Annotated in this window: 21 protein-coding genes; 8 read left to right on the forward strand and 13 right to left on the reverse strand. The window is 67.5% G+C overall.

Annotated elements, in window-relative coordinates:
* Nucleotides 1–84 precede the first annotated feature (84 nt).
* A complete protein-coding gene (locus HTUR_RS06715) occupies nucleotides 85–903 on the reverse strand; it encodes a helix-hairpin-helix domain-containing protein (protein WP_012942560.1) in 819 nt (272 codons plus the stop codon).
* Between the two features lie 80 nt (nucleotides 904–983).
* Nucleotides 984–1,793, reverse strand: a complete 810-nt coding sequence (locus tag HTUR_RS06720) for a shikimate dehydrogenase (protein WP_049941642.1) — start codon at nucleotides 1,791–1,793, stop codon at nucleotides 984–986.
* Between the two features lie 140 nt (nucleotides 1,794–1,933).
* On the opposite strand from HTUR_RS06720, the gene HTUR_RS06725 reads away from it, so the two are divergent.
* Nucleotides 1,934–2,881, forward strand: a complete 948-nt coding sequence (locus HTUR_RS06725; protein WP_012942562.1) for a calcium/sodium antiporter — start codon at nucleotides 1,934–1,936, stop codon at nucleotides 2,879–2,881.
* A 40-nt stretch (nucleotides 2,882–2,921) separates the two neighbouring features.
* Here HTUR_RS06725 and HTUR_RS06730 read toward each other — a convergent pair whose 3' ends face one another.
* Both HTUR_RS06730 and HTUR_RS06735 read right to left on the reverse strand, forming a co-directional pair.
* Nucleotides 2,922–4,184 (reverse strand): DUF7344 domain-containing protein, encoded by a 1,263-nt coding sequence (locus HTUR_RS06730; RefSeq protein ID WP_012942563.1) that lies wholly within the window; start codon nucleotides 4,182–4,184, stop codon nucleotides 2,922–2,924.
* 82 nt (nucleotides 4,185–4,266) lie between these two features.
* Nucleotides 4,267–6,771: a PAS domain S-box protein gene (locus tag HTUR_RS06735; RefSeq protein WP_012942564.1), complete on the reverse strand. Its 2,505-nt coding sequence runs from the start codon at nucleotides 6,769–6,771 to the stop codon at nucleotides 4,267–4,269.
* Nucleotides 6,772–6,971: 200 nt separating this feature from the next.
* On the opposite strand from HTUR_RS06735, the gene HTUR_RS06740 reads away from it, so the two are divergent.
* Nucleotides 6,972–8,306 (forward strand): D-aminoacyl-tRNA deacylase, encoded by a 1,335-nt coding sequence (locus HTUR_RS06740; RefSeq protein ID WP_012942565.1) that lies wholly within the window; start codon nucleotides 6,972–6,974, stop codon nucleotides 8,304–8,306.
* A 157-nt stretch (nucleotides 8,307–8,463) separates the two neighbouring features.
* The gene (gene ftsZ, locus HTUR_RS06745) at nucleotides 8,464–9,642 is read left to right on the forward strand and encodes a cell division protein FtsZ (protein ID WP_012942566.1); all 1,179 of its coding nucleotides are present in this window, start codon (nucleotides 8,464–8,466) and stop codon (nucleotides 9,640–9,642) included.
* 168 nt (nucleotides 9,643–9,810) lie between these two features.
* Here the strand turns inward: ftsZ and HTUR_RS06750 are convergent, their stop codons facing one another.
* On the reverse strand, nucleotides 9,811–10,443 hold the full coding sequence (locus HTUR_RS06750; protein WP_012942567.1) for a hypothetical protein: 633 nt from the start codon (nucleotides 10,441–10,443) through the stop codon (nucleotides 9,811–9,813).
* Between the two features lie 114 nt (nucleotides 10,444–10,557).
* On the opposite strand from HTUR_RS06750, the gene HTUR_RS06755 reads away from it, so the two are divergent.
* Complete coding sequence (locus HTUR_RS06755; RefSeq protein WP_012942568.1) at nucleotides 10,558–11,730, forward strand: MBL fold metallo-hydrolase; 1,173 nt, start codon at nucleotides 10,558–10,560, stop codon at nucleotides 11,728–11,730.
* A 57-nt stretch (nucleotides 11,731–11,787) separates the two neighbouring features.
* Here the strand turns inward: HTUR_RS06755 and HTUR_RS06760 are convergent, their stop codons facing one another.
* Complete coding sequence (locus HTUR_RS06760) at nucleotides 11,788–12,123, reverse strand: 2Fe-2S iron-sulfur cluster-binding protein (RefSeq protein ID WP_012942569.1); 336 nt, start codon at nucleotides 12,121–12,123, stop codon at nucleotides 11,788–11,790.
* Nucleotides 12,124–12,339: 216 nt separating this feature from the next.
* On the opposite strand from HTUR_RS06760, the gene HTUR_RS06765 reads away from it, so the two are divergent.
* Together HTUR_RS06765 and HTUR_RS06770 are read left to right on the forward strand one after the other, a co-directional pair.
* Complete coding sequence (locus tag HTUR_RS06765; protein ID WP_012942570.1) at nucleotides 12,340–13,743, forward strand: geranylgeranyl reductase family protein; 1,404 nt, start codon at nucleotides 12,340–12,342, stop codon at nucleotides 13,741–13,743.
* Between the two features lie 576 nt (nucleotides 13,744–14,319).
* Nucleotides 14,320–15,141: a DUF4397 domain-containing protein gene (locus HTUR_RS06770; RefSeq protein WP_012942571.1), complete on the forward strand. Its 822-nt coding sequence runs from the start codon at nucleotides 14,320–14,322 to the stop codon at nucleotides 15,139–15,141.
* Between the two features lie 114 nt (nucleotides 15,142–15,255).
* On the opposite strand, the gene HTUR_RS06775 is transcribed toward HTUR_RS06770, so the two are convergent.
* The 3 genes from HTUR_RS06775 to HTUR_RS06785 all read right to left on the reverse strand — a co-directional run bounded on the left by HTUR_RS06775 (nucleotide 15,256) and on the right by HTUR_RS06785 (nucleotide 17,660).
* Nucleotides 15,256–16,539, reverse strand: a complete 1,284-nt coding sequence (locus tag HTUR_RS06775; RefSeq protein WP_012942572.1) for an amidohydrolase — start codon at nucleotides 16,537–16,539, stop codon at nucleotides 15,256–15,258.
* Between the two features lie 110 nt (nucleotides 16,540–16,649).
* Entirely contained in the window at nucleotides 16,650–17,189 is a 540-nt protein-coding gene (locus HTUR_RS06780) for a DUF302 domain-containing protein (protein ID WP_012942573.1), read from the reverse strand.
* A 135-nt stretch (nucleotides 17,190–17,324) separates the two neighbouring features.
* On the reverse strand, nucleotides 17,325–17,660 hold the full coding sequence (locus tag HTUR_RS06785) for an uS10/mL48 family ribosomal protein (protein ID WP_012942574.1): 336 nt from the start codon (nucleotides 17,658–17,660) through the stop codon (nucleotides 17,325–17,327).
* Between the two features lie 227 nt (nucleotides 17,661–17,887).
* Here HTUR_RS06785 and HTUR_RS06790 point away from each other — a divergent pair, with 227 nt between their 5' ends.
* Both HTUR_RS06790 and HTUR_RS06795 read left to right on the forward strand, forming a co-directional pair.
* Entirely contained in the window at nucleotides 17,888–18,322 is a 435-nt protein-coding gene (locus tag HTUR_RS06790; protein ID WP_012942575.1) for a bis(5'-nucleosyl)-tetraphosphatase, read from the forward strand.
* 113 nt (nucleotides 18,323–18,435) lie between these two features.
* Entirely contained in the window at nucleotides 18,436–19,488 is a 1,053-nt protein-coding gene (locus tag HTUR_RS06795; protein ID WP_012942576.1) for a DUF5787 family protein, read from the forward strand.
* A 494-nt stretch (nucleotides 19,489–19,982) separates the two neighbouring features.
* Here the strand turns inward: HTUR_RS06795 and HTUR_RS06800 are convergent, their stop codons facing one another.
* The 4 genes from HTUR_RS06800 to HTUR_RS06815 all read right to left on the reverse strand — a co-directional run bounded on the left by HTUR_RS06800 (nucleotide 19,983) and on the right by HTUR_RS06815 (nucleotide 24,239).
* On the reverse strand, nucleotides 19,983–20,486 hold the full coding sequence (locus HTUR_RS06800) for a DUF5797 family protein (RefSeq protein WP_012942577.1): 504 nt from the start codon (nucleotides 20,484–20,486) through the stop codon (nucleotides 19,983–19,985).
* Nucleotides 20,487–20,561: 75 nt separating this feature from the next.
* Entirely contained in the window at nucleotides 20,562–21,851 is a 1,290-nt protein-coding gene (locus HTUR_RS06805) for an MFS transporter (protein ID WP_012942578.1), read from the reverse strand.
* Nucleotides 21,852–21,927: 76 nt separating this feature from the next.
* The gene (locus HTUR_RS06810; protein WP_012942579.1) at nucleotides 21,928–22,959 is read right to left on the reverse strand and encodes a phosphate uptake regulator PhoU; all 1,032 of its coding nucleotides are present in this window, start codon (nucleotides 22,957–22,959) and stop codon (nucleotides 21,928–21,930) included.
* Between the two features lie 119 nt (nucleotides 22,960–23,078).
* Nucleotides 23,079–24,239 (reverse strand): ATP-NAD kinase family protein, encoded by a 1,161-nt coding sequence (locus tag HTUR_RS06815; RefSeq protein ID WP_012942580.1) that lies wholly within the window; start codon nucleotides 24,237–24,239, stop codon nucleotides 23,079–23,081.
* Between the last annotated feature and the right edge of the window lie 133 nt (nucleotides 24,240–24,372).

The following is a 24,372-nucleotide window of genomic DNA, read 5'->3' on the forward strand; positions in this document are numbered from 1 at the left end:
AGTAGCGGAAAACGAGAGGCCGAGAGTAGCCGTCGGGAGAGTGGGAGGTCGGACAGTCGTGCGTGGGAACGAGGGCGTCGACGACTAGCGGACGTCCGCGCGGTCGATCCAGCCCTGAATGCGCGTTTCAGAGATGTCGGTCTGCTCGGACAGGTCGTCGGCGTCGGCGTCGGCGAGTTCGCCGACCGTTTCGACGCCCGCAGCGGCGAGGCGATCCGCGTAGGCCGGGCCGATCCCCTTGATCGAGTCGACCGGCTCCTGGTTGGTTTCGTCGTCGGCCGCCTCCTCCGGTTCGGACGCCGTCTCCGCGTCCGTCGCCGCGGATTCGTCGGCTGTCTCCGGCTCGATGGATTCCTCCTCGGGTTCCGCGGCGGCCGTCGGCTCCGGTTCTGGTTCGGTCGTCGCATCCGCGTCGGTCGAGTTGTCCGGCTCCGCCTCCTCGATGGCGGCGTCCGCAGCGCTGTCGGGCAGGTCCTCGACGTCCGGCGTTTCGTCCGCCGTGTCGGCAGCGGTCGCCTCCTCAGAGTCGTCAGCCGACGATCCGGCCGACTCGGCGGCTGCCGATTCCTCGGTTTCGACGGTCGACTCGTCAGCGTCAACGGCTGACTCCTCGGTATCGACGGCCGGCTCCTCGGTTTCGACAGCCGGCTCCTCAGTTCCGGCGGTCGACTCCTCGGTCCCGGTGGTCGTTTCGTCCGCGCCGCTCGTCGAACTCGAGGGCGCCGGCGTTTCGGTTGCCGCCGGCGTTTCCGTCGTCGATTCCGTCTCGGTCGGTTTGGCGTCGGCCTCGTCCTCCCGTGACCCTTCCCGTTCGACCGTTACCCCGACCTCTCGACCGCGTCCTCGCTCCGGGTCCGAATCGCCGAACCCGAGCAGCGACTTCAGCTTTTGGAGGATTGCCATTGTGGCGATATAGTCGGCTCCATCACTTAAATTCGCCTGATACTCGGATCTCGACCGTCGATTCCGGCCGCAGACCCGGCTCAGAGCCGATCGCGAAGCGCCGCGTTCATCGCGTCGACCGGCGCCTCTCGCCCGGTCCAGCGCTCGAACGCTTCGACGCCCTGGTAGAGCAACATCCACGCGCCGTCGACGGTCGTCGCCCCGGCCGCGGTCGCGTCCCGAAGGAGTCGCGTCTCGAGCGGGCGGTAGACCGCGTCCAGCACGGCTAGGTCGCCGTGGAGCGCGTCGGCCGGCACCGGCGTCTCGTCTTCCTCCATGCCGACGCTGGTGGCGTTGACGAGCACGTCGGCGTCGGAAAGCAGGTCGACGAGCGTCTCGTCCTCGAGGCCGTGACCCGTCGCGCCAGGCACCTCGTCGGCGAGGTCGCGGGCCGTCGACGCGGTCCGGTTGGCGATCTCGACGGTCGCGCCCGCGTCAGCGAGGCCGAAGGCGACGGCCCGGCCAGCGCCGCCGGCGCCGACGACGACCGCGCGTGCGCCGTCGACTGACACGCCGTGATCGCGCAGGGCACGCAGGGCACCGACCGCGTCGGTGTTGTGGCCCGTCGGGGCGCCCTCGCCCGTGAAATCGATCGTGTTGACGGCGCCGATCCGGGTCGCCAGTTCGTCCGCCTCGACGCACTCGAGGACGTCCTGCTTGAACGGAATCGTCACGTTCAGTCCCGCGATACCCAGCGCGTCGGCGCCGTCGATCGCGTCCTCGATCGCCGAGGGCTCGGGCTCGAAGGTGACGTAGCGAGCCTCGAGGCCGAGTTCGTCGTAGGCGGCTTCGTGCATCGGCGGCGACAGCGAGTGTCCGACCGGGTTGCCGAGCAACCCGAAGACGTCCATAGCCATACCACACAGTCGCGTCGAGGGGACTATAATCGGTGCGACTTCGGCGACGGAGCGTCCGCGCGCGATCCACAACCGACTCGCCGACGCGAGATGCTTTCGGATTTCTTTTACCCCCCTCTCGAGTAGCCGCCGCTATGCTCTCCGGCATTCCGCTGTATCTCGTCCTACTCGCGGCCGGTATCGTCGCGCTCTACGGCGGCGCGGAACTGCTCGTCGCCGGCGCCGGCCGGCTCGCGCTGGGGATCGGCCTCCGGGCGGCGACCGTCGGCGTGACGGTAGTCGCCTTCGCGACGACCGCGCCGGAACTGTTCGTCTCGACGATCGGCGCGCTGAACGTCTCGACAGATATCGGCCTCGGCGCGGTCATCGGCTCGAACATCGCCAACATCGGGCTGGTGCTCGGCATCTCGGCGCTCATCAAACCCCTCCAGGTCAGTTCGATCGTCATGCGCCGCCACGTTCCGTTCATGGTGTTCGCCGCGATACTGCTGGTCGCCCTCGGCGCCAACGGGACGATCGGCCGCCTCGAGGGCGCGGTCTTCCTGCTGGTACTGGCCGGTTTCACCGGCTATCTGCTCTACTACGTCAACGCCGACCCGGCGCCGATGATGGACGATCCGGACGCCGGCGAGGGGATCTCGCCCCGGGACGTCGCGCTCGTCGTCGGCGGGCTGATTGCGCTCGTCATCGGCTCGCGGTGGCTGGTCTCTGGCGGCACCGGGCTGTTGTCGGCGCTCGGCTTTTCGGACCTCTTTATCGGCCTGACGGTGCTCGCACTCGGCACCTCACTGCCGGAGCTGGCGGCGTCGGTCGTCAGTGCCGTCCGCGGCGAGACCGCGTTCTCCATCGGCAACGTCGTCGGCTCGAACATCTACAACATCCTCGCGGTGCTGGGGATCGTCGCCCTGATCACGCCGATCGAGATCGCCTCGAGCACGTTCCGGCTCGAACTCCCGTTCCTGCTCGCCTTCACGGTCGTCCTGGTCGCAATGATGGGGTACGGGCGGCGGCTCACGAGACTCGACGGCGCCGCGCTCGTCGTCGGCTACGCCGGATTCATCTACCTGCTGTTCCCGTCCTAGAAGAGTCCGTTAGGATGACCGCGAGAATCGGCGAAAACGTCTAGAGTGGTGTCGACTCTGTATTCCCGGTCGCGTCGGCACACTGTGACTGCAGTTGATCCAGTCGCGGCCCGACGTGTTCGCGGACGATCCGTACCAGCGCGTTCTCCGGGCCGTCGCCGGTGATGGCGGTCGTCCGCGACGGCGGCGACGATTCCTCGTCGGCCGTGACGAGCATCACGCGCTCGCGATCGGCGAAGACGACGTGCCCGTGGTGGTTCCAGCCGGTGGGGAGGTTCAGCCAGTCGCACTGGGGCTCGCAGATCGTCGCCCCGGGAACGGCCGACCTGACGGTGTCCCGAACGCGGGGCGACTGCGAGCCGACGTAGACGTCGACCCCGCGGTCGGCGGCGGCTTGCCAGCGCTCGAGACAGCGCCGCCCGAGCAGTCCCGCGTCGGGCACCGTCACGACCAATTCTTCCTCGGCGCTGTCCGCGATCTCGTGGCCCCTGGCGACGACGCGTTCGGTCCCCTCGAGCGTCCGGCAGCCGCCCGCGTCCGTCGAGACGCCCGCGGTTTCGCTCCCCGCGCCGACGCCGTCAGTCTCCGACTGTCCGTCGGCCGTTCGCAGAAGCGTGCACACGTCCGCGAGCGGTCCATCGGCCAGCCACTCGGCTTGCCACTGAGCCGCGTCCGTCTCGATCGAGGCGATTCCGTCGGCTCGATCGTACGCGACGAGACCGGCGTCCTCGAGCGCGGGCAGGTCGTCGTGGGCGAGTCGCGTCTCGATCGGTGCCCGTGCCGATTCGTCGACGTCGACGAGCCGCGTTTCCTCGCTTCGCGCCACGAGGGTCGCGGCGAGGTCGGCGACGGCGAGCCCCTCGGGGTGTCTCGCGAGGACGCGACAGACCTCGCGGCGACGGGCGGGACACAGCGCCTCGAGCGTTCGGTTCACCCGCTGTTCGTCCCACTCCGTGCCGCCGGTCGGGTTCTCGAGCAGGAACGTCACCCAGTCGGCGTCGAACAGCGGCCGGTCGGCGAGGGCGAGCCACCGTGTTTCGTCGTCCGGTTCCCGCTCGATCAGCAGGTCGGCCTCGAGCAGCCGGGGGACGTGGTTGTGAACGAGTTCGATGTGCGCGGTCCGGACCTGCTCGGTGGTGACGATCGGCGATGCGTGTTCGCGAACGGCCACCTCCGTCGCGAGCGTTTCCAGCGACGTGGGCTCTCGACGGTCGAAGAGGACCGAGAGGAGATACCGCCGTCGGGGGGCGGCGAGACCATCGAACGCGGTGGTTATCTGTTCAGTAGCGGAGCCGGGATTCATTACTCGATAGAGAGGATTGACGCGGGAAAGGACTGTACCAGCGTGCTCTGGTATGACCGAGAGATACCGCGACGGAATCCTCTCATCCTCCCCGTAGCTCGCGTTTAGCGCCGGTCCCGCCCTCGAAGTACGCCGTGAGGACCTTCGCCTGAGCGACCCGGAGGTGCTGGTGGAACGTCTGGCGGGCGATCCCGAGTCGATCGGCGATCTCACCGGCGTCGCTGCTTCGCGTCGGCCACTCGAAGTAGCCACCGTAGAAGGCCGCCTCGAGGGCCGTCCGCTGTTTCTCGGTCAACTCTTCGGCGACCCGCCGCCGGAAGTCGCCGCCGGTCTCGACCGGCTGCTCGACGGTCCGTTTCGACACGAACTCCGTCTCGGGGTAGGCCGCGGTGACGGCGTCGACGAGGTCGCGGACCTCGATATCGGGACTGGCCTGGACGACCGTCGTCGAGACCCCGCGGTCGGCGACTCGCGAGCGCACCCGGGCTCCGTAATCCGCGAGCAAGCCGGTGATCGTCGGCCCGGCGACGACGACCTCCCAGTGGCTTTCGTCCGCGTCGGTATCGACCAACCGGAGCTCCTCGACCGCGTCGTAGTCGGTCACGACCGCCCGGATCCGCTCGGGATCGGCGTCGGTGACGGTCACGTAGTGGACGAACCGCTCGTCGGTCAGCGGTAACACGTGACCGATCGAGAGCCGGCAGTCGAGGCGGGCCGAGCAGTCGACGTAGACGTCCCGCGGGTCGGTGGACTCGAACTCGAGTTCGACGACGATGTCCTGATAAAGGAGGCGCCGGACCGCCATCGCGTTGATCGCGTGTCCGATCGTGCCGCCAAACTCCTGAAGGACCTCTCGCTCGCGGTCGGTAAACGCCGCGGACTCGGCGGCGCCGACGACGAGCAGCCCGTAGGTGCGACCGCTCGCGGTGATCGGGACGACCGCGACCGCGCCGTAGTCGCGCTCGCGGGCGTCGCGGCGCCAGTCGTCGACGTCGCTCTCGCGGAGGTCGTGATAACACCGCACGGACTCCATCTCGAGCGTCGGTTCGTCCGAGTCGTCGTCCGGGGGCCCGACGAACGACGGGAGGACGGTCTCGACCGCGTCCGCGTCGATCCCGTCCCACGCCTGGGGTTCCCACGGCTGCCGGCCGCTCGTCACGACCGGGTCGACCCGACCGATGGCGGCGAATCGGTAGGCGTCCGCGTCGGCGAACGTCTCGACGATCGCCGACTCGACCTCGTCGCGGGTCTCGGCCGTGACCATCGCCTCGTCGATCGTCCTGATCGTCGCGTTGAGCCGCTCCAGGCGCTCGAGTTCCCGCTCACGGGCCTTGCGACCGGTGATGTCGCGGCCGACGCCGGTAAAGCCGAGCACGGAGCCGGTGTCGTCAGTGATCCGCGCGCTGTTGAACTCGTAGGGAACGATCTCGCCGTCGCTCGTCAGTAACCCTCCCTCGGCGGTAACGCGGTCGCCGTCCTCGAGGATTCGCTCGATGGCGTCGGCGATGTGATCGCGGTCAGACGGGGCGATGAACTCGAGCGGGTTCCTTTCCTCGAGTTCGCCCGACTCGTAGCCCGTCGCCTGCTCGAACCGTTCGTTCCAGTGGATCAGCTTCCCCTCAGTGTCGTAGGCGTAGAGCATGTCCGGCTGGGCCTCGAAGATGCTCTCGGTCAGCGCCTTCTCCTCGCGGAGTTCCCGCTCGCGGGCCTTGCGGTCGCTGACGTCGCGACCGACGCCGGTAAAGCCCAGGACGGACCCGGTCTCGTCGGTGATCCGTGCCGTGTTGAACTCGTAGGGGATCCGCCGCCCGTCCTTCGTGAGCAGCTCCGCTTCGACGGAAACGTACGGGGATTCCTCGAGGATTCGCTGGAGGGCGTCGGCGACCCGTTCGCGGTGGTCCGGGGCGACGAACTCGAGGGGCTCCATCTCGGCCAGTTCCGACTCCGCGTACCCCGTCACCTCCGGAACGCGGTCGTTCCACTTGAGGAAGGTCCCCTCCGCATCGAAGGCGTAGACGACGTCCGGTTGGGCCTCGAAGATGCTCTCCGAGAACGTCTTCTCCTCGCGGAGGTTCCGTTCGCGTTCGTACTCGTCGGTCCGGTCCTGGAGGACGTTCGCGTAGGCCACGACGTCGCCGGCCGACTCGTCCGTACCGGCGCTCGAGGTCGCGTCGGGGTCGAACGTCCCCGAGTCGGCGACCTCGTCCCCGCGGATCGGAACGACCACCTCGCGAGCCCAGAACCGGCTGCCGTCGCTCCGGTGTCGCCAGCCCTCGTCTTCGACGCGCCCCTGGGTTCGCGCGTGCTCGAGCACCTTCGCCGGCCGGCCGGTCGTGCGCTCTTCGGCTGGGAAGAAGATGCGATAGTGACGACCCACGACCTCGGCTTCCTCGTATCCCGTGAGCTCTCGGACGCTCTCGTTCCACGCGGCGACGCGACCGTCGGCGTCGAGTATCGACACCCCGTGATCGGGGAGGCGCGTCGCCAGCCGGCGAACGTCGAGGGTGAACTCGAGGCGGTCGTCTCCGTTCGGTCCGGTCTCCGATTCGTTCGCCCCACCGTTACACTCCGAGGATGAGTCCGTCATTGGTTGGTGTATTCAGAACACGTTCGCGCTGGCCGTGTTCAGGCCAGTGGTTCCCGTTACCAGTTACCACTCAGAACGTGGAAAAACCGACGGTGACCTGTGCCACGTATTTATGTTTATTTTTCGTTTATGGTGCCGGAGTGACCAATTCTGGGACGAGAACCGACGACGTTACTGGGTCCCAGCCCGGTCGACCGAGTATGAGCGACCTCGCGATCGTCGAGAGCCGGGCCGACCGCGCGTCGGTCCACGTCTGCGACCAGCTCCGCGACCTCGCCGACTGGGAGGCCCTCGAGGACGGCTCCCGACCCGACGCCGACGGCGGCGGGACCTACTACCGTCTCGAGGGCGCCGAACTCCGGTCGTTCGAGGACTTCCACCTAGAACTCGAGTCCCCCGTCGACGCCTTCGACTGCGACCCCGACGTGCTGGTGTTCGCCTCCCGCCACTCCGGCGACACGGGACCGCTGCTGACGGGCCACTTCACGGGCAATTTCGGCCCCGCGGAGTTCGGCGGCGAGCCTAACGCCGTCGCAGACGCGTGTCCCCACGCGCTGGCGCGCCTGCTCGAGGCCTTCGACGAGCACGCCCCCGAAGGATACGACGTCGGGATGGAGTGTACCCACCACGGCCCGACCGACGTCGGCTGTCCGTCGCTGTTCGCGGAACTGGGCAGCGGCGACGAGCAGTGGGACGACCCCGCCGGCGCCGAGGCGGTCGCCCGAGCGATTCTGGATCTGCGCGGCGTCGATCCCCACCGCTCGCGGCAGATCGTCGGCTTCGGCGGCAACCACTACGCGCCGCGGTTCGAGCGCGTCGTCCGCGAGACCGAGTGGGCAGTCGGCCACGTCGCGGCCGACTGGGCCCTCGAGTCGATGGCCCACCCGACGACCCACCCCGACGTGCTCGCGGCCGCGTTCGAGGCCAGCGAGGCTGAGATCGCGCTCGTCGACGGCGAGTGGCCGGTCCTCGAGGAGACGCTCGAAGAACTTGGTCATCGGCTCGTCAGCGAGACGTGGCTCCGCGAGGTGGGTGACCGACCGCTCGAGGTGGTCGACGCCGTCGAGTCCGATCTCGGGCGCGTCGACGACGGAATCCGGTTCGGCGACCGACGCGCGGACGCGTTCGACGTCGTCGACCTGCCGGCCGATCTGGTCGCCACCGCACAGGGGATCGATCCCGACCGCGTGCGAGAAATCGTCGCATCGAACGCCGTCGCCTTCGCGACGGAGAACGGCGGCAGTCGCGTCGGATCGCGCGTCGCGATTCCGGCCGAAGACGAAGACACCGCCCGCGAAACGATCGTTGCGGAGCTCGCAACCGTCCTCGAGGAGAAGTACGACGACGTGACCGTCGCGGACGACGCGGTCGTCGCCGAGCGGACGGCGTTCGATCCCAACCTCGCGCGCGAGGTCGGCGTCCCCGAGGGGCCGAAATTCGGCGCGCTCGCCGACGGCGAGTCCGTCACCGTCGACGGAGAAACGGTCAGTCCGCAGAGAGTTCAGCGTCAGGAAACCGATCGGTTCTCGAAGTAACCGGACAGAACGAACGCAGTAATCGCCGGCTACCGGGTCAGGGGACGGGATTCACGGCATCGAGTAGGTGACAGATACTCACTCCCGATCGTGTCAGACATACGTCTGACGTGTAGGGGAAAGGTAATTATGCTCCATCTTCTAGACAGTGCCAAGAATGGACTCCATCATCGACGATGCGATCGACGAGGCCGAAACCGGGGAGCAGTCCGAAGTCCCCGACGACGCTCCGCTTCAGGACGACCAGTCCGCGGGCGGCGACGCGTCGGACGGCCACCAGACAGGAACGATGACCGACGACGAACTCGAGGACGTTCTCCAGGACCTCCAAACCGATATCACCGTCGTCGGCTGTGGCGGCGCCGGCGGGAACACGGTCAACCGCATGCACGAGGAGGGGATCCACGGCGCGAAACTCGTCGCCGCGAACACCGACGTGCAACACCTCGTCGAGATCGAGGCCGACACCAAGATCCTGATGGGGAAAGAGAAGACCAGCGGCCGCGGCGCCGGGTCGCTCCCGCAGGTCGGCGAGGAGGCAGCCCTCGAGAGCCAGCAGGACATCTACGACGCCATCGACGGCTCCGACATGGTCTTCGTCACGGCGGGGCTGGGCGGCGGGACTGGTACCGGCTCGGCACCCGTCGTCGCCAAGGCCGCCCGCGAGGCCGGCGCCCTGACGATTTCGATCGTCACGACGCCGTTTACCGCGGAAGGTGAGGTTCGGCGGACGAACGCGGAAGCCGGCCTCGAGCGCCTGCGCGACGTGAGCGACACCGTCATCGTCGTCCCCAACGACCGCCTGCTCGACTCCGTCGGCAAACTGCCCGTCCGCCAGGCGTTCAAGGTCTCAGACGAGGTGCTGATGCGCTCGGTCAAGGGCATCACGGAACTGATCACGAAACCCGGCCTCGTCAACCTGGACTTCGCCGACGTTCGCACCGTCATGGAACGGGGCGGCGTCGCCATGATCGGCCTCGGCGAGTCCGACTCCGAGGCGAAAGCGGAGGACTCGGTCAAGACCGCCCTCAGATCGCCGCTGCTGGACGTCGACATCTCCGGCGCGAGCTCCGCGCTGGTCAACGTCACCGGCGGCAACGACATGGCCATCGAGGAGGCCGAGGGCGTCGTCGAGGAGATCTACGACCGGATCGACCCCGACGCGCGCATCATCTGGGGGACCTCGATCGACGAGCAACTCGAGGGTAGCATGCGGACGATGATCGTCGTCACCGGCGTCGAATCGCCTCAGATCTACGGCCGGCCCGACGAGGAGACCGTCCAGCCGGAGATGACCGGCCAGGCGGGCGGCGACGACATCGACTTCGTCAACTGATCGCGACCGCGAGCCGTTCGACCGCAGAGCGGATCGGGAGGGAGTCCATCTTCACCACTTCTAGTCGTCTGTACTCGCGTTTCGTGGCCGTGAGCTGTGAGCGAGAACAGTGAAAATACGTCCGAGCGGACACGCCGTCGGACTCCGGGACCGACCGCCGTGCCCGCCTCAGCAGATCGGTTTCGGGTCGATTCCTAAGTCATCCAGCGAGCCCGCGTACGCGTTGTACGCAGCCTCGATTACCTCTTCGGCCGCGTCTCGAGCGCGGTCCCAGTCTCCGTCCTCGTCACAGACGTCCTCGAGCAACTCGAGCGCCCGGTCGCCCTGTGCCGCCGTCTCGCTTCGCAGCTCCCGGAACTGATCGGCTCGGCGTTCGTCGCCCTCGTTGACGAAGAAGCTCACGACCTGCAGGTGGGTCCGCTCGCCGACCATCGACCGACCGACGAGTCCGCCGAGGCGGGAAGACGTGTCCTCGAGCGACCGGAGGGTCTCGTGCATCGGTCCGCCAGTCGCGTCGGCGTCGGCCTCGCCCTCGAGCAGATCCGCGACCCGTTCGTAGTGCTCGCGCTCCTGCTCGCGGAACTCGGCGAACGCCGCTCGCGTACCCTCGTGGCCCTCGTCGTCGGCCCAGCCCTCGAAGGTTTCTATCGCGGCGCGTTCGCTGTCGGCGACCGTCCGGAGGACCGTCTCCGCCGTCAAATCGGCGTCGGTGAGCGCGACGAGCAGTTTGGACGACCCGAGCCGCTCGAGTTCGCTGTCCATCGACTCCTCGACCGCGTCCCTGAATTCGTCGGCGTTCATACCCCTTCGACACCACGGATCGTGTTGAACGTTGGTGGCGGTTTGACGGGGTAGCGGGGCCGGCGAACCCACTGCGAGCCACGACTTAACCGTCGCGGCGGCGTACCGACGACCATGACCGATGGGAGCGAGTCCGCGGCGGCGGCCGACGAACAGGCCTCGATCGACCCCGAGACGTTGGCCGACCGACTGCGGTCCGGCGACGAGCTGACCGTCCTCGACGTCCGCGACCGCGACGAGTTCGAGCGCTGGCACCTCGAGGGCGAGGGCGTCGAGGCCGTCCAGATTCCCCACATGAAGTTCATCCAGGCCCAGGCGACCGGCGGCGTGACCGACCTCGTCGACGACCTCGAGGAACCGATCGTCGCGGTCTGCGGACGCGGGGAGGCCAGCGCCCACGCCGTCGGGCTCCTCCGGGACGCCGGTATCGACGCCAGCAACCTCGCCGGCGGGATGGACGCCTGGGCCGACCTCTCCCTCGCCCGCGAACTCGAGGTCGACGCGCCCGCGACGGTCGTCCAGTACGACCGGCCCTCGAGTGGCTGTCTCGCCTACGCGATCTACAGCGACGGCGAGGCGGCGGTGATCGACCCGCTCCGCGCGTTCGCCGATCGATACGTCGACGATGCTGCAGATCGGGGCGCGGAGTTCCGGTACGCCGTCGACACGCACGTCCACGCCGACCACGTCAGCGGCGTCCGCGCCCTCGCCGAGCGGACCGACGCGGAACCGGTCCTCCCCGCGAGCACTCGGGATCGCGGCCTCGCGTTCGACGCAACGTCCCTCTCCGATGGCGACGAACTCGAGATCGGCTCGGCGACGCTGACCGCGGTGGCGACGCCGGGCCACACGACTGAGTCGCTCTCCTATCGACTCGGCGACGTGCTGTTCACCGGCGACACGCTCTTTCTCGAGGGTGTCGGCCGGCCGGACCTGGAACGCGGCGACGACGGGGCGTCCGAAGCTGCCCGACGACTATACGAGACGCTGAACGAACGACTCGAGGGGATCCCGGACGAGACGACCATCGCACCGGGCCACTACAGCGACGCCGCCGACCCGCGCGAGAACGGGACCTACACCGCCCGTCTCGGCTCGGTGCGCGACCGACTCGCGGCGTTCTCGATGGACGAAGCCGCCTTCGTCGAGTACGCCACGAGCGACCTCCCGCCGCGACCGTCCAACCACGAGCGCATCGTCGCGGCGAACCTCGGTCGGGAGGACGTCGACGAGGAGACGGCGTTCGAACTCGAACTCGGGCCGAACAACTGCGCGGTCGCCGAGTGAGCGTCCCGCTCGTCGGGCGACTGCGCGAGAAGGAACGGGTGTGACCGTCGCGAACGGTCAGTCGTCCGCGGTCGCGCCGGCGTTCGAGCCGTCGGCCTCGAGGTCGCTCTCGATGCTCGGCGGGTACTTGCCGCGGTCGAGTGTGAGATCGGACTGCGGGCGCGCCATGCAGGTGAGCGCGTAGTTCTCGGCCTCTTCCTCGGTCAGTCCGCGGGCCGCGGGCTGGGTGACCTCGCCCTCGACGATCTCCGCCGAGCAGGCCAGACACATCCCCACGCGACACGAGTACTCCTGGGCGATGCCCTCCTCGAGACACCGGCTGAGAATCGTCTCCGTGTCCGAACAGGTTATCGTCTCGCCCGTCCCGACGAATTCGACCGTGTACTCAGTCATAGCATCCGATACGGACGACCTCACTAAAACTCTTTATTCCCCTCCGCGTCGTGATAGGAGCAACGAGACTCGCGCGGCGGAACCCGTCCGGACCGTCGATGCCGTCTCGCGACCGAACGCGGACGGACACCGGGTCGTCGGCTCCCGGGTTTGCCCTCATGATGCCGACAAATAACACATAAAACGTTTTCTCCCCGTGGTGTAGACACTGTTAGTATGAGTACGCAGGAGCAGTCGACGGCCGCCGCGTCCGAGACCTACTCGCCGGACGTGGTCGTCGTCGGTGCGGGGACCGCAGGGTGTTACGCCGCAGCGACCGTCGCACGCGAGGGGTACGACGTCGTCGTCCTCGAGCGCAAGACCGAGGACGAAGCCGGTCACATCGCCTGCGGGGACGCCCTGAAGGGCGCCGACGCCTTCCCCGAGTCGATTCCGAAATCGCAGATCGAATCCGCCTTCACCAACACGGGCGTCGATCACGGCCGCTTCGAGATCCCGCAGGAGGACACCGTCCTCGAGATCCCCATCCCCGGCGAACTGGCGGTCATCGACCGCTGGGAGTACGGTCGCCTGATCATCGAGGGCGCGGCGGACGCGGGCGCCGAGTTCCACTACGATACGGTCGTGAAGAACGTCACGCAGGCCGACGACGGGCAGGTCACCGGCGTGGAAGCGATCCGGAAGGGCGAGCCCCGAACCTACGAGGCCGACGTCGTCATTGACGCCGCGGGCTCGCTGTCGGTCCTGCAGGACCACGTCGACTTCTCGGCGTCGACGTTCGACACGAACGTCAACTACAGCCACTTCTGCTCGGCCTACCGCGAGATCGTCCACGTCGACGAACCCGTCGAGTGGGACGACGCGCTCGTGTTCAAGCCGACCGAGCGCGCCGCGGGCTACCTCTGGTACTTCCCGCGGACCGAGACCGAGATCAACGCCGGACTGGGCTTCCAGATGACCGAGGAGCCGATGAAGCTCGTCGACGACCTCAAACGCGACCTCCAGAACCGCTCCGAGTTCCGGGGCGCCGAGGTCGAGGACAAACTCGGCGCGGCCCTTCCTACCCGCCGACCCTACGATTCGGCCGTTCACCCGGGCTACATGGCCGTCGGCGACGCCGCGGGCCACGTCAACCCCACCACCGGCGGCGGCATCGCCGGCGCGGCCTACGCCGGCAAGTACGCCGCCGAGGCCGCGGTCGAGGGCCTCGAGACCGGCGACGTCAGCGAGAAGGCCCTCTGGGAGTACAACGAGCGCGTGATGGACCACTTCGGCGCGCGCTACGCCGCGCTGGACGTCTACAACATCCTCTCGACGGCCGTCGACGTCGACGACCTGATGGGGCTGCTCGCCGCGATGCCCGGTGAGAAACTCGCAGAGGCGCTATACTCGGGCAGCACGAGCATCGGTCCGAAGCTCGCCGCAGAGAGCCTCTACAAGAGCCGCGACCACTGGGGCACGATCTGGAACCTCTTCCGAACGAAACGGCGGGCCGACGAACTGCTCGAGCTCTACGAGCACTACCCCTCCCATCCCGCCGCCCTCGAGCACTGGCAACAGCGCCGCGACGACGTGATGGAGGCTGTCTACGAGACGACCGGCGCCGAGCCGAAGTACTAGCGCCAAACTTTTGCTCTGCGTGCGGTCGCTTCGCGACCGCACTCGGCAAAATCTTCAAAAGAGCGCGAAGCGCTCTTTTGGACTGGGCGATTCCTTCGGAATCGCTTGCAGTCGGCGCGAAGCGCCGACGACCTCGCGGGATCGAAGATCCCGCTCAGCTTTGATGAAAAGCACTCCTCCCTCCGTTCCGGGACGCTCCGCGTCCCGGCTCACGGCTCGCGCCGTTCGCCATACGCGGCGCTCCGCGCCGCGCTCTCCACATCGGTCGTCGGCCCGCTCGCTCGGCCTCCGGCCTCGCTCGCGGTCGATAACGGCGACAGCCTGCCCTTCCCCGTTGAGCGGAGGCGAAGCCTCCGCGATGCTCGGAAGACGCGGAGCGTCTTCCGTTGAGCCGTGGCCTCCTCGCGATGCTCGGAGGCCACTCCCGGCCGGAGAGCTCGAGCGAACCCACCTAGCTCGTTTGACAAAACGGATTACGTGAGGATGTGAATGGGTTCATGACGTAAATCGGTATTGGCCAAAAACCTACTCTGTTAGGGAAATTCATGATTCACAGCGATCTGATACGTAGTACCGATGGCACAGAATCACACACGCCGACGCGCACTGTCACTGATCGGCTCCACGGGGATCGTCGCGATCGCCGGCTGTACGGGCGGTGGCGGCGACTCGAACGATGAGGAAATGTCCGACGACGATGGGTCGAACGGCGAAGAAATGAACAACGGAACCGAGGACATGAACAACGAGTCCGAGAGCGACGACATGGACGAAGCGATGGGGAACGTCCGCGTCGCCCACCTCTCCCCGGACGCGCCGAACGTCGATGTCTGGGTCGACGGCGATCCCGCCCTCGAGGACGTCCCCTACCGGACCGTCAGCGACTACCTCCCACTCGAGCCCGGGACCTACGCGGTCGAGATCACGGCCGCCGGGGATCCCGACACGGTCGTCTTCGACGACGACCTCGAGGTCGGCGAGGGCGACTACACCGTCGCCGCGGTGGGCGAACTCGCCGAGGAGAACCAGCCGTTCGAGGTGGCCGTCTTCGAGGACGATCTGAGCGATCCCGGCGATCAGGCCCGCATTCGTCTCGTCCACGCCTCGCCGGACGCCCCCGCGGTCGACGTCACCGCCGGCGACGGCGAGACGGTGCTGTTCGAGGGCGCCGCCTTCGGCGACGCGGCCGCCGTCGAGGTCCCCGCGGACATGTACACGCTCGAGGTCCGGCCCGCGACCGACGGCAACGACGGCGACGTCGTCGCGACGTTCGACGTCGAACCCGAAGCCGGAACCGTCTCATCGGCCTTCGCGGTCGGCTACCTCGAGCCCAAATCGGCCCCGGTCGACGAGCCGTTCGACCTCGAGATCGTCGTCGATCACGACGGCGACCACTGATCGGACGGTGTCGGCGCCGAGCCGTCCACCGTCGATCGACACCGTTCGATCCGTTTTATCATCGCCGGAGCTGCCACAAGCGCTCTATCGGGTCGAAGACGGCCCTCTACGCGTTCAGGGTCGTCTGCGTCCGAGCCGCTCGATCGCGCCGGAGACGACGTCGACGCCGTGGGCGATGCTCGCCTCGTCGACGTCGAACGTCGCGCTGTGGTGGCCGCCGGGGTGGTCGGTTCCGATGCCGACGTAACACGCCTCGCCGCCGTTCTCCTGGACGGCCCGCATGAGGTACGTCGCGTCCTCGCTGCCGCCCAGTTCGTCGCGCTCGAGGACGCTCTCGACGCCCGCGGTCTCGTCGGCGACGTCGGCGACGATATCGGCCAGCGCCTGATCGCTCGTCGCGCTCGGCGCTTCGGCACCGACACCGAACGAGACCTCGCACTCGTGCATCTCGGCAGCGTTGCGGACGACGTGGCGCGCCTTGCGGTCCATATACTCCATCAGGTCGGTCGTCTCGCCGCGGACCTCCGCGAGGATGCGAGCCTCGTCCGGGACGATGTTGGCGGCGCTGCCGCCCTCGACGACGCCGGCGTTGATTCGGGTCTTGCCGTCGTTGTGCCGCGGGATCCCGTAGAGATTTTGCACTGCGGTCGCCATCGCCTGGACGGCGTTGCGCCCCTGTTCGGGGTGGCCGCCGGCGTGGGCCGACTCGCCGGCGAACTCGGCCTCGAGGTGGCGCACGGCGAGGAAGCCGTCGATGCCGGCGACGATCTCGCCGGTCGGGTGGTCCAGTCCGATGTGGAGCGCGAACAAGTGATCGACGTCCGCGAGGTGCTCGCTCTTCGCCATCGACTTGCCGCCGCCGACGACCTCCTCGGCGGGCTGGAAGAACACCTTCAGCGTCCCCGAGAAGTCGTCGCTCGCGGCGATCCGCTCTGCGACGCCGATCCCGATGGTCGCGTGGGCGTCGTGGCCGCAGGCGTGCATCGCGCCCTCGTGTTCCGAGCGGAAGCCCTCCGCGGCGGGAGCGTGGTCGGAAGCGTCGCTCTCCTCGCGCGGGAGCCCGTCGATGTCGACGCGCAGGCCGACGGTCGGCCCCTCGCCGCGCTCGAGGACGGCGACGGCGCCAGTATAGCCGCCCGCGAGCGACTCGAGAACTGCTTCGTCGGCGCCGGCCTCGCGGGCCCGCTCGAGCCAGCGGGTCAGTTCCGCCTCGTCGGGGACGGCCATCCGGTGGTCGCTCGCGATGGCGTCCGGGCCGACGTAGAGTTCGTCGAGGTCGTCGCCCAGTCTGGACTCGAGTTCTTCGACGAGCCGTGCAGTGGTGTAGAACTCGCACCAGGCCGGTTCGGGCCGCCGGTGGAGATCCCGGCGCAGCGAGACGAGGTCATTCGTGCTCATACCTGTCCCTCGTCGTGACGGGTCAAAAGTACTGCACCTCTTCGGGCGGTTCGCGGGCGGCGAGCACGTCACGCTCGACCGCTCGGGACGGGCGACACGGTGTCGACCGTTCAATCCCCGCTGGCGTCGGGTCCGGTACCGGCGACCGCACTGGCGAGGTTCGCGAGCGCATCGGCGACGCCCATTAACTGATCGTCGACTCCCTCGAGGTCGTGACGGCGAGCCAGGTACTGCGGGTCGTTGTAGGTCACGTACACCTGCCCGTCGGCCTCCCAGACGAGCAGTTTCTGCGGGAGGTCGATCGCGACCGAGCGACTCGCCCGCATCAGCGGCGTCCCGGCCGCGGGATTGCCGAAGAGGAACAGCGTCGTCGGCGGGAGTTCCATGTCGACCGATTCGGCATTTTCCGCGTGGTCGATTGTCGCGACGAGCAGCAGGTCTCGCTCCTCGAGGGCCGGTTCGACGCGCGCGACGGTCGTCTCGAAGTCGGCGTCGCTCTCGAGGGTTATCAGTCCCGGGTCGTCGAGCGCCGCCTCCGGATCGTCGTCACCGGCCGCGGCCGTCGTCGATGCACCGATACCCAGCGCCGTTCCCGCGCCGAGCGCTTGCAGGAACCGTCGTCGCGCCGTGTCGGATCGATCGTCCGTCATCGTCTCGAGGCACCAGCGACCCGCTGGTAGTTATGCGGGCGTATGCTCGGCTAACGGAACGTTTGGCCGGTGAAACGATCGTAAAGGGGTCGAGAGTGACTCGAGATCGAAACCGCAGTCGCGTCGTGGGCGCGCTCAGTTGCTCTGGCCGGCGCCGCGGATCTGCTCGACCTCGGCCTCGATGTGGACCGAATCGGGGAAGTTTTGCGAGGCGATGTTGCGTGCGAGGTTGTCGTGACCGTGAATCTCGAGTTCGCGGGTGAAGACGGTGTAGCTCCACGAGGAGAATCGTCGTTCGTCGTCGGCGTGGAGCCGGCAGTGCTGGGGAACGGAGTGTTTCTGCGGGGGATGAGAGTGGGGGCCTTTCAGCGCGGCGCCCTTTCGTTCGGCGGTCGATTTGATGTCGTCGACGATGGCGTCGAGCGCGGCGCGATCGCCGCTCTGGAGCGTGAGACGGGTCACGAAGGTCATGGCTAGTCGTCCATTCGTCAACGGCCGGCGCGTAAAAGCTTGCTGAGATGGCGCGCGGGCGCCGCTCGAGTCGGGCGCGCTGCTGGGCGAACGATTCGCGAAACGGGCCAATTGCCCCGGAAACGGCGAGCGTTCGGCCGCGACGGCCGCCGAATCGGCACGGCAATCCGTGTACGCTGGACGAACAGTCCGATATTCTCTTAACGTCGCACCTGTTAGCCCAGTTAATGGCAGTCGAAGCTACGAGCGCAGGCGCGATCCTCTTCCGCGATACGCGGGGCCGGCGCGAGTATCTTCTACTCAAGAGCCGCCCAGGCGATTGGGAGTTTCCCAAGGGCGGTGTCGAAGGAGATGAAGAGCTACAGCAGACGGCGATCCGCGAAGTAAAGGAAGAGGCAGGTATCGAGCAGTTCCGGCTCCTCGACGGCTTTCGCGAGGACTACGACTACGTCTTCGAGGCGAACGGCAAGACGATCCACAAGACCGTTCACCTCTTCGTGGCGAAGTCCTTCGAGGCGAGCGCGGAACTTTCAAACGAACATCGCGACCTCCAGTGGCGCGATTACGAACAGGCAGTGAACACCGTCACGCAGGACGGTCCTCGAGAGATCTTGGAGCAGGCCCACGATTTCCTCGACGAACGGGAGGAAGACGAAGAGTAGGGTAGTTCGAGCGGCCGCGAGACCGGTGTCGATACCCGATCTCGATCTCGCAGACGACGGTCAGCGGCGTTCTATCGAGTAGCGCTTTTGCTCGCGCGGTCCGAAGCCGAGTCGTGGATCGGTACACGACCGAGTTCGCGTTCGAACTCCGGACCTGCCGCTGGGCGGAACGCGCCTGGCCGCCCGACGAGCCCGCCAGTGACGACCACGCGTTCGTCGTCGCCCGACAGCTCGGCACGAAACGCCGCCGCTGGGACACCATCGTCCTCGAGTGCGACCCCGAAGCGCTCCGCGAGCGGGCGAACTTCGGCGCGGAACGCCTCGACGGCGACCTCCTGCACGTCGTCCGCAACGCCCCCGCCGAGTGGAGCTACTACCGCGATTGTCTCCCCCATCCCGGCTACCCGTGGCGCTATGTCCGCGAGGCCATCCATCGGGCCGACGACCGCGAGATCCTCGAGACTCGCAAGAACGGGAACCGCATCGAGATCCGCCGGAAGTGGCCGTATCCCGACGACTGGGTCCGGCGAATCGTCGCGATCGAGAACAAGCCCGACTTAGACGCCAGTGCCGCCCGCGCGCTGGGGGCCCAACTCGAGTACGACGTCGCCGTCGGACTGGCCGACGAAGTCTGGGTCGCCACGCGGCGAACGGGCGACCCCGTCGAGCGCGCGCTGTTCGAGGATCTACCCGTCGAGGCAGGGATCCTCGCGCTCGAGCCCGAGACGCTCGCCGCCGAAGTCACGTGGTATCCCCGTTCGCTGGCCGTCGACGACCCCGGCACGCGGATTCTCGAGCGACCCGACGGCGGTCGCCGGGACGGCTCCGCGGCGCGGTTCGAGTACGTCGATCCGGACGCGAAGCGAGAGACGCGCCTCGAGATCGCCGAGCGCGCCTACGAACGCGGCTGGCGCTCGTTCGCCGACACCATGCGCCCCGACTGTCGGCACTTCGAGTTGCGCTCGCGGGACGGCCTGCAACTCGAGCCCTACTGCGCCGCGAAGGGCCGATGCCAGACGGCCGCGGAGTGTTCCGGCGGCTGTGCCGAGTTCGAGCCTGAACCACCCGTCTGGCGGACTCGAGGGTGGCCGATCGAGGGCGGCCCCGGAAAACGGTGCAAACGGTTGCTCGAGGATCGGCGTCGACGGCACCGACCGGGACTGTAGTGTCTAACTCGCGAATCTCGGTACAAGTGCGATTCCGGACACTGTGCTCCGGTCCGAGAAACCGTGTACGGTGACGCGCGCTTGCGGCTGCCTGAGCGAGAGCGAAGGCAGTCGCTGAAACCGTGCGAGGTCTTCGCGAGTTTCACGAGCGAAGGCTTGTCAGAGGTTGCTCTGACAGTGGATGAGCGAACGAATAGCGCGGGACCGGAGGTCCCGCGAACCATGCGAACGGGCGCGAAGCGCCCGTGAGCAGACGGAGTGAGTGAGCGAATCGGCTGGGGAGGGCGTGGCGCTCCCTGTTGCCACGATAGCACGACACTTCGTTTCGTCTCAGTTCGTCTCGAGTATACTGTTCAAAACGTACGCTCTGCCCATAGCACCGGTGAACTCGGAAACGGATTGCAGACCTCGAGTCGAGTATCGACCGAGAACTCGGTTTCAATCTCGGCACGACTGACCGCAACTGTAACTCGCTGATTGTGACTGATCAGCCCTTACTCGGAGCTCTCGACCTCGAGTTCCTCGCGGTCGACGGTCAGGCGGAACGTGGGGACGGTGCGGTACTCGACTTCGACGACGCCCTTGCGGCGCAGGCTCTGGAGCCCCGAGCGGACGTCCTCGGCCTCGGGATCGACGTCGAACTCCTCGCGGAGTTTGTGAAGGACCGAGACGACGCTTTCGGACTCCTCCTCGGGGCCGGCCAGCACGGCGACGATCTGCGTCTGGAGCTCCGGCACCCGAATACGGGAGGGGACGCCCTCGTCGTCGGGGTCGCTCTCGATGCCGGGTTCGACGTCGACGAGGTCGTTCGCTTCCGCCGTCGCGCGGATCAGACTGTTATCGTCCCGGAAGTAGTAGTCGCCCAGTTCGTTCTCGAGGTACTGGTGGACCTCGCTGCCGCTCTCCATGTCCCACCGCTCTTGCAGTTCCGAGTTCTTCGTCGGCTGTAGCTCCACCACGTCCGCCAACCGTTCTGTGGCCTCCTCCGAGAGCGTCATCGTCGCATCGTATGCGTATCCGCTACTTTTGCGTTGCGTCCGCGGCGTGATCGCGGTCGCGCGGTCGACCGCCGCTCAATCGTCGCCGACGACCGGCACGGACCGCGTCGACTCGAGAGTCTCCTCGACCTGCGTGTAGACGAGGACGGCCCCGAGGGCGGCCAGCGCGGTCCCGAAGAGAAACGGCGTCTCGAAGCCGTAGCCGATCAGCGCGCCGGAGGTCAGCGGGCCGACGGCGATGCCGTAGCCGAAGGCCATGGTGAGAATCGAGAGCTTCGACCCGGACTCGCCCTCGCCCGCGAGGTCGCCGGCCAGCGCGAGCGCGGGCGCGAACACCATCGCGGCGGCAACGCCCTGACCGAGACGGGCGAGGAACATCGGCGCCGACGACGCGAGAAAGCCCTGGACGAACGTCGTCGGGATCAGGAAGAGCATCCCGGCGAGGATGAACGGCCGGCGGCCGTACCGGTCGCAGGCCCGGCCGATCGGCGTCTGCAGGGCGACCTGCGCGAGGATGAACGCCGCGAACTGGAGGCCGAACCACGTCGAGCCCTGCTCGAGGCGGGCGTTGACCTGCGGTTGGATCGTCGCGAACAGCGCGATCGCCGCGGCCATGAACAGGGAGACGACCCCGAGGGTGAAGATCGGATCGAGCAGGTGCTCGCCCGACGGATCCCGGATATCGATCGAGAGGTCGGCGCCGGCGTTAGCACTCGTCGCGTCGGGATCGGAGACGAGCAGCGTCACCAGCCCGTAGCTGATCAGCGCCGTCACCGTCGCGAGGTAAAAGGCCGCGTCGAAGCCGCTGAGCGTTACGTCCGCGGGGAGCCGGTAGGGGCCCAGGTTGACGAGCGCGCCCGCTGCGATGGGACCGGAACCGAACCCGACGAGCCGGAACGTGTTGTAGACGCCCATGTTGCCGCCGCGATCCTGACTCGTCGCGAGTTCGTTGACCAGCGCGATCGACGCCGGAATGATGAAGGCGACGCTGACCCCCTGTAGCCCGCGGACGACGAGCAGCGAGAGGTACGTATCCGCGAACACGTAGGCGACGTTCGTCACCGCGAGGCCGGCGAGCCCGATCAGGATGAAGGACTTGCGCCGTCCCGTCCGATCCGAGAGTCGACCCGTCAACGGTTGGAAACTGCTGTTGAGAAAGCCGAACAGCGAGAGGATGACGCCGATGAGCATCGACTCGCCCAGTCCGAACGTCGCTCCGCCAACGACGTCGCTGGTCACGTACAGCGGAATGACGATGATCAGAAAGGAGTTGCCGATGCCGTCGGCCATCCGTGCGAAGGCCAGCGCGAGGACGCGACGGTCGACAGCGAACTGGGCGACGATCCGGCGACGAAGCTCCCGCATCGCCACTAGGTGCGATACCGCGTCCGATTAGCGTTTCGAACCGAAACCCGATCGAGGCGAGCCCAGAGACTCGCCGTCAGTTGATCGTCGTGTGCTCGGACTCCTCGTTGAGCGCGAGGTTGGCCGCGATTTCGGCGTTTCGCATGGCGTACTGGGCGGTCTGCTGGAGACTGACGAGCACCTCACGGACCCGCAGCAGGTCCTCGTTGGACATCTCCGGAAGCTCGTCGAGGATCTCCTGTTCCTTACTGGAGACGTCGTGGAACATCTTCCGAACCCGATTCGATTTGTCGTAATCGCGCTCGACGGCCGCCTCGACGGCGATCGAGGTGATCTCGTCGACCAGGTCGTTCAGTTCGCGGATGTCGCGCATCACCGAGCTATCGACGTTCAGGCTGTGGCCCTCGGTCTCGATGACGATCTCGGCGATATCCTCGGCGTTGTCCGCGGTGAGCTCTAAGTTCTTCGCGATCGAGCGGTAGCCGATCAGCGGGAAGCCGCTGTTGAGTCCGACCGCGCGGGCGAGATTCGGGTTCTGGTAAGCAGTGAAGATCAGGCGCAGCAGAAGGACGAAGATCTTGTTGGCCTGTCGTTCCCGATTCAGGGCGCGCTGGGCCAGATCGGGGTTGCCGTGGGCTAAGGCCTTGATCCCCTCGCCGCGCATCGTCTGGCCGGTTCGCTCGAGGCGCTCGAGGAGGTTGTCGAGCGTGAAGTCCTCCGGGTCGACCGAACAGCGAATCGAGATGCTCTCGGGCGTCTCCTCGATGACGCCGAGTCCCATCAGCTGCGTCTCAGCTTGGTAGACGGCGTTAATGTGGTCGGACTCGAGGGCGCCGTCCTCGGTGTCGATACGGATGACCCGCCGCCCGAGGACGTACTGGGCGACGATCGCGCGCTCGACGGCGTCGGCGTCTAAATCGTCCGCGTGGATGATCGCTTCCGTCTCCTCCGAACTGGCGGATTCGGGCATGACGGTCAGCGTCCCCTTGCCGCTGGTCCGCAGGGACACCTCGTCGCCCTTCTCGACGGCGTGTTCGGACGCCCACTCCGCGGGGAGCGTCATGGCGAGCGTCGACGGCCCGAGTCGTTGCACTTTCCGCGTTTCCATATGACATCCTAAGGAAAGACACGACCTTAATCTTGACTATATTCACCTTATATCCGGGTCGAATAGTTATATGGATGATTGTGGTGGACGGAATCGCACGTACCTTAAACAACTAGCCCTCAGACGACCTTCACGAGCCGCGTCGTGAACCGACCGGTCCGCACCCGCAGCCAGCCCCGCAGCTCCTCGTCGATCGCCTCGTCGTCCGTGTCGACGTGCAACGCGTCGATTCCGTCGAGTTTCTCCCCCGACGCGACGACCTCGATCTCGTCCGCGCGCTCGATGACCGCCGGCGAGATCTGGTGGTTGCCGCGCCCGAAGACGAACCCCTGGCCGCCGATCGGCGAGACGACGATCGTCGCCGGCGCCTCGAGGACGTCCAGAATATCGCTTTCGGCCGCGTCGCGGGCCAGTACCTCGCCGTCGCGCCAGACGTCGACGCCCAGCGGCGACGGGTCGATCTCCAACTCTCGCTCGATCGCGCCGACGGTGCTGCCGGGGCCGAAGACGTACGTGCGCTCGCGGTCGACCTCGCGGGCGAAGCCCGCGGCCAGCGAGTCGACGCTGCCGCTCGAGACCTGCTTGCTCGACTGGACGTCGGGCGCGACGGGGACGGGGACGATCGCCTCGAGCTGCGAGCGGACCTCGCCCTCGCGGTAGGCGTCCTCGTCGATGTCGTTGACCTCGCGATCGGCCGCGCGATCGAACTCGGCGGCGATCCGGCCCGCGTCCGCGGGCGTCACGGCGAACACCGACGAATAGATCTTGACGCCGGCGGGGACGCCGAGCATCGGCGTCTCGTCGCCCTCGCTCTCCTCGAGCACGTCGGCGACGTCGACCGCGGTGCCGTCGCCGCCGACGAACAGGACGAGGTCGACGTCGCGCTCGAGGAAAGCCCGGACGGCGGCCCGCGTGTCAGCCGCGGTCGTCTCGGCGGTCGCCGGATCGACCGGCCGCGACGTGTCGCTCGGATCGGTATCGGCGTCCACGGAAACGGTCGCGTCGGCCAGGTCGGCGTCGTCGGCCGTCGGCTCGTAGACGACGATCGGTTCGTAGCCGGCGTCGCGGACCGCCCGCTCGCCCATGACCCCCGCCGCGGTGTAAACGGTGACCCCGGGCGCCCGCCGATGCAGCGACCGCAGCGCCTCGCGCGCCCGTTCCGGCGCCCGCGGTTCGGCCCCGCGGCGGCGCGCTTCCTCGAGTTTGCCGTCGGTTCCCTTCAGTCCGACCCGACCGCCCATTCCCGCGATCGGATTGACGACCACACCGAGCGAGTCCATGGCGGACGTAGGCGAAGCCGATCAATAAGCCGTATGGTGTTTCGAGCGCGTTTCCGGCTCTCGCTGTCCCAGAACGGACCGACGGACACGCGACGGCGCGGCTCGCGCCCGTGGACCGCGATCGAACGCGCGC

The organism is Haloterrigena turkmenica DSM 5511 (assembly GCF_000025325.1).
Lineage (GTDB): Archaea > Halobacteriota > Halobacteria > Halobacteriales > Natrialbaceae > Haloterrigena > Haloterrigena turkmenica.

Coding starts and splice junctions, on each gene's coding strand:
- HTUR_RS06715 (WP_012942560.1), bottom strand. CDS start 903: ATGGCAATCCTCCAAAAGCTGAAGTCGCTGCTCGGGTTCGGCGATTCG.
- HTUR_RS06720 (WP_049941642.1), bottom strand. CDS start 1,793: ATGGACGTCTTCGGGTTGCTCGGCAACCCGGTCGGACACTCGCTGTCG.
- HTUR_RS06725 (WP_012942562.1), top strand. CDS start 1,934: ATGCTCTCCGGCATTCCGCTGTATCTCGTCCTACTCGCGGCCGGTATC.
- HTUR_RS06730 (WP_012942563.1), bottom strand. CDS start 4,184: ATGAATCCCGGCTCCGCTACTGAACAGATAACCACCGCGTTCGATGGT.
- HTUR_RS06735 (WP_012942564.1), bottom strand. CDS start 6,771: ATGACGGACTCATCCTCGGAGTGTAACGGTGGGGCGAACGAATCGGAG.
- HTUR_RS06740 (WP_012942565.1), top strand. CDS start 6,972: ATGAGCGACCTCGCGATCGTCGAGAGCCGGGCCGACCGCGCGTCGGTC.
- ftsZ (WP_012942566.1), top strand. CDS start 8,464: ATGGACTCCATCATCGACGATGCGATCGACGAGGCCGAAACCGGGGAG.
- HTUR_RS06750 (WP_012942567.1), bottom strand. CDS start 10,443: ATGAACGCCGACGAATTCAGGGACGCGGTCGAGGAGTCGATGGACAGC.
- HTUR_RS06755 (WP_012942568.1), top strand. CDS start 10,558: ATGACCGATGGGAGCGAGTCCGCGGCGGCGGCCGACGAACAGGCCTCG.
- HTUR_RS06760 (WP_012942569.1), bottom strand. CDS start 12,123: ATGACTGAGTACACGGTCGAATTCGTCGGGACGGGCGAGACGATAACC.
- HTUR_RS06765 (WP_012942570.1), top strand. CDS start 12,340: ATGAGTACGCAGGAGCAGTCGACGGCCGCCGCGTCCGAGACCTACTCG.
- HTUR_RS06770 (WP_012942571.1), top strand. CDS start 14,320: ATGGCACAGAATCACACACGCCGACGCGCACTGTCACTGATCGGCTCC.
- HTUR_RS06775 (WP_012942572.1), bottom strand. CDS start 16,539: ATGAGCACGAATGACCTCGTCTCGCTGCGCCGGGATCTCCACCGGCGG.
- HTUR_RS06780 (WP_012942573.1), bottom strand. CDS start 17,189: ATGACGGACGATCGATCCGACACGGCGCGACGACGGTTCCTGCAAGCG.
- HTUR_RS06785 (WP_012942574.1), bottom strand. CDS start 17,660: ATGACCTTCGTGACCCGTCTCACGCTCCAGAGCGGCGATCGCGCCGCG.
- HTUR_RS06790 (WP_012942575.1), top strand. CDS start 17,888: ATGGCAGTCGAAGCTACGAGCGCAGGCGCGATCCTCTTCCGCGATACG.
- HTUR_RS06800 (WP_012942577.1), bottom strand. CDS start 20,486: ATGACGCTCTCGGAGGAGGCCACAGAACGGTTGGCGGACGTGGTGGAG.
- HTUR_RS06805 (WP_012942578.1), bottom strand. CDS start 21,851: ATGCGGGAGCTTCGTCGCCGGATCGTCGCCCAGTTCGCTGTCGACCGT.
- HTUR_RS06810 (WP_012942579.1), bottom strand. CDS start 22,959: ATGGAAACGCGGAAAGTGCAACGACTCGGGCCGTCGACGCTCGCCATG.
- HTUR_RS06815 (WP_012942580.1), bottom strand. CDS start 24,239: ATGGACTCGCTCGGTGTGGTCGTCAATCCGATCGCGGGAATGGGCGGT.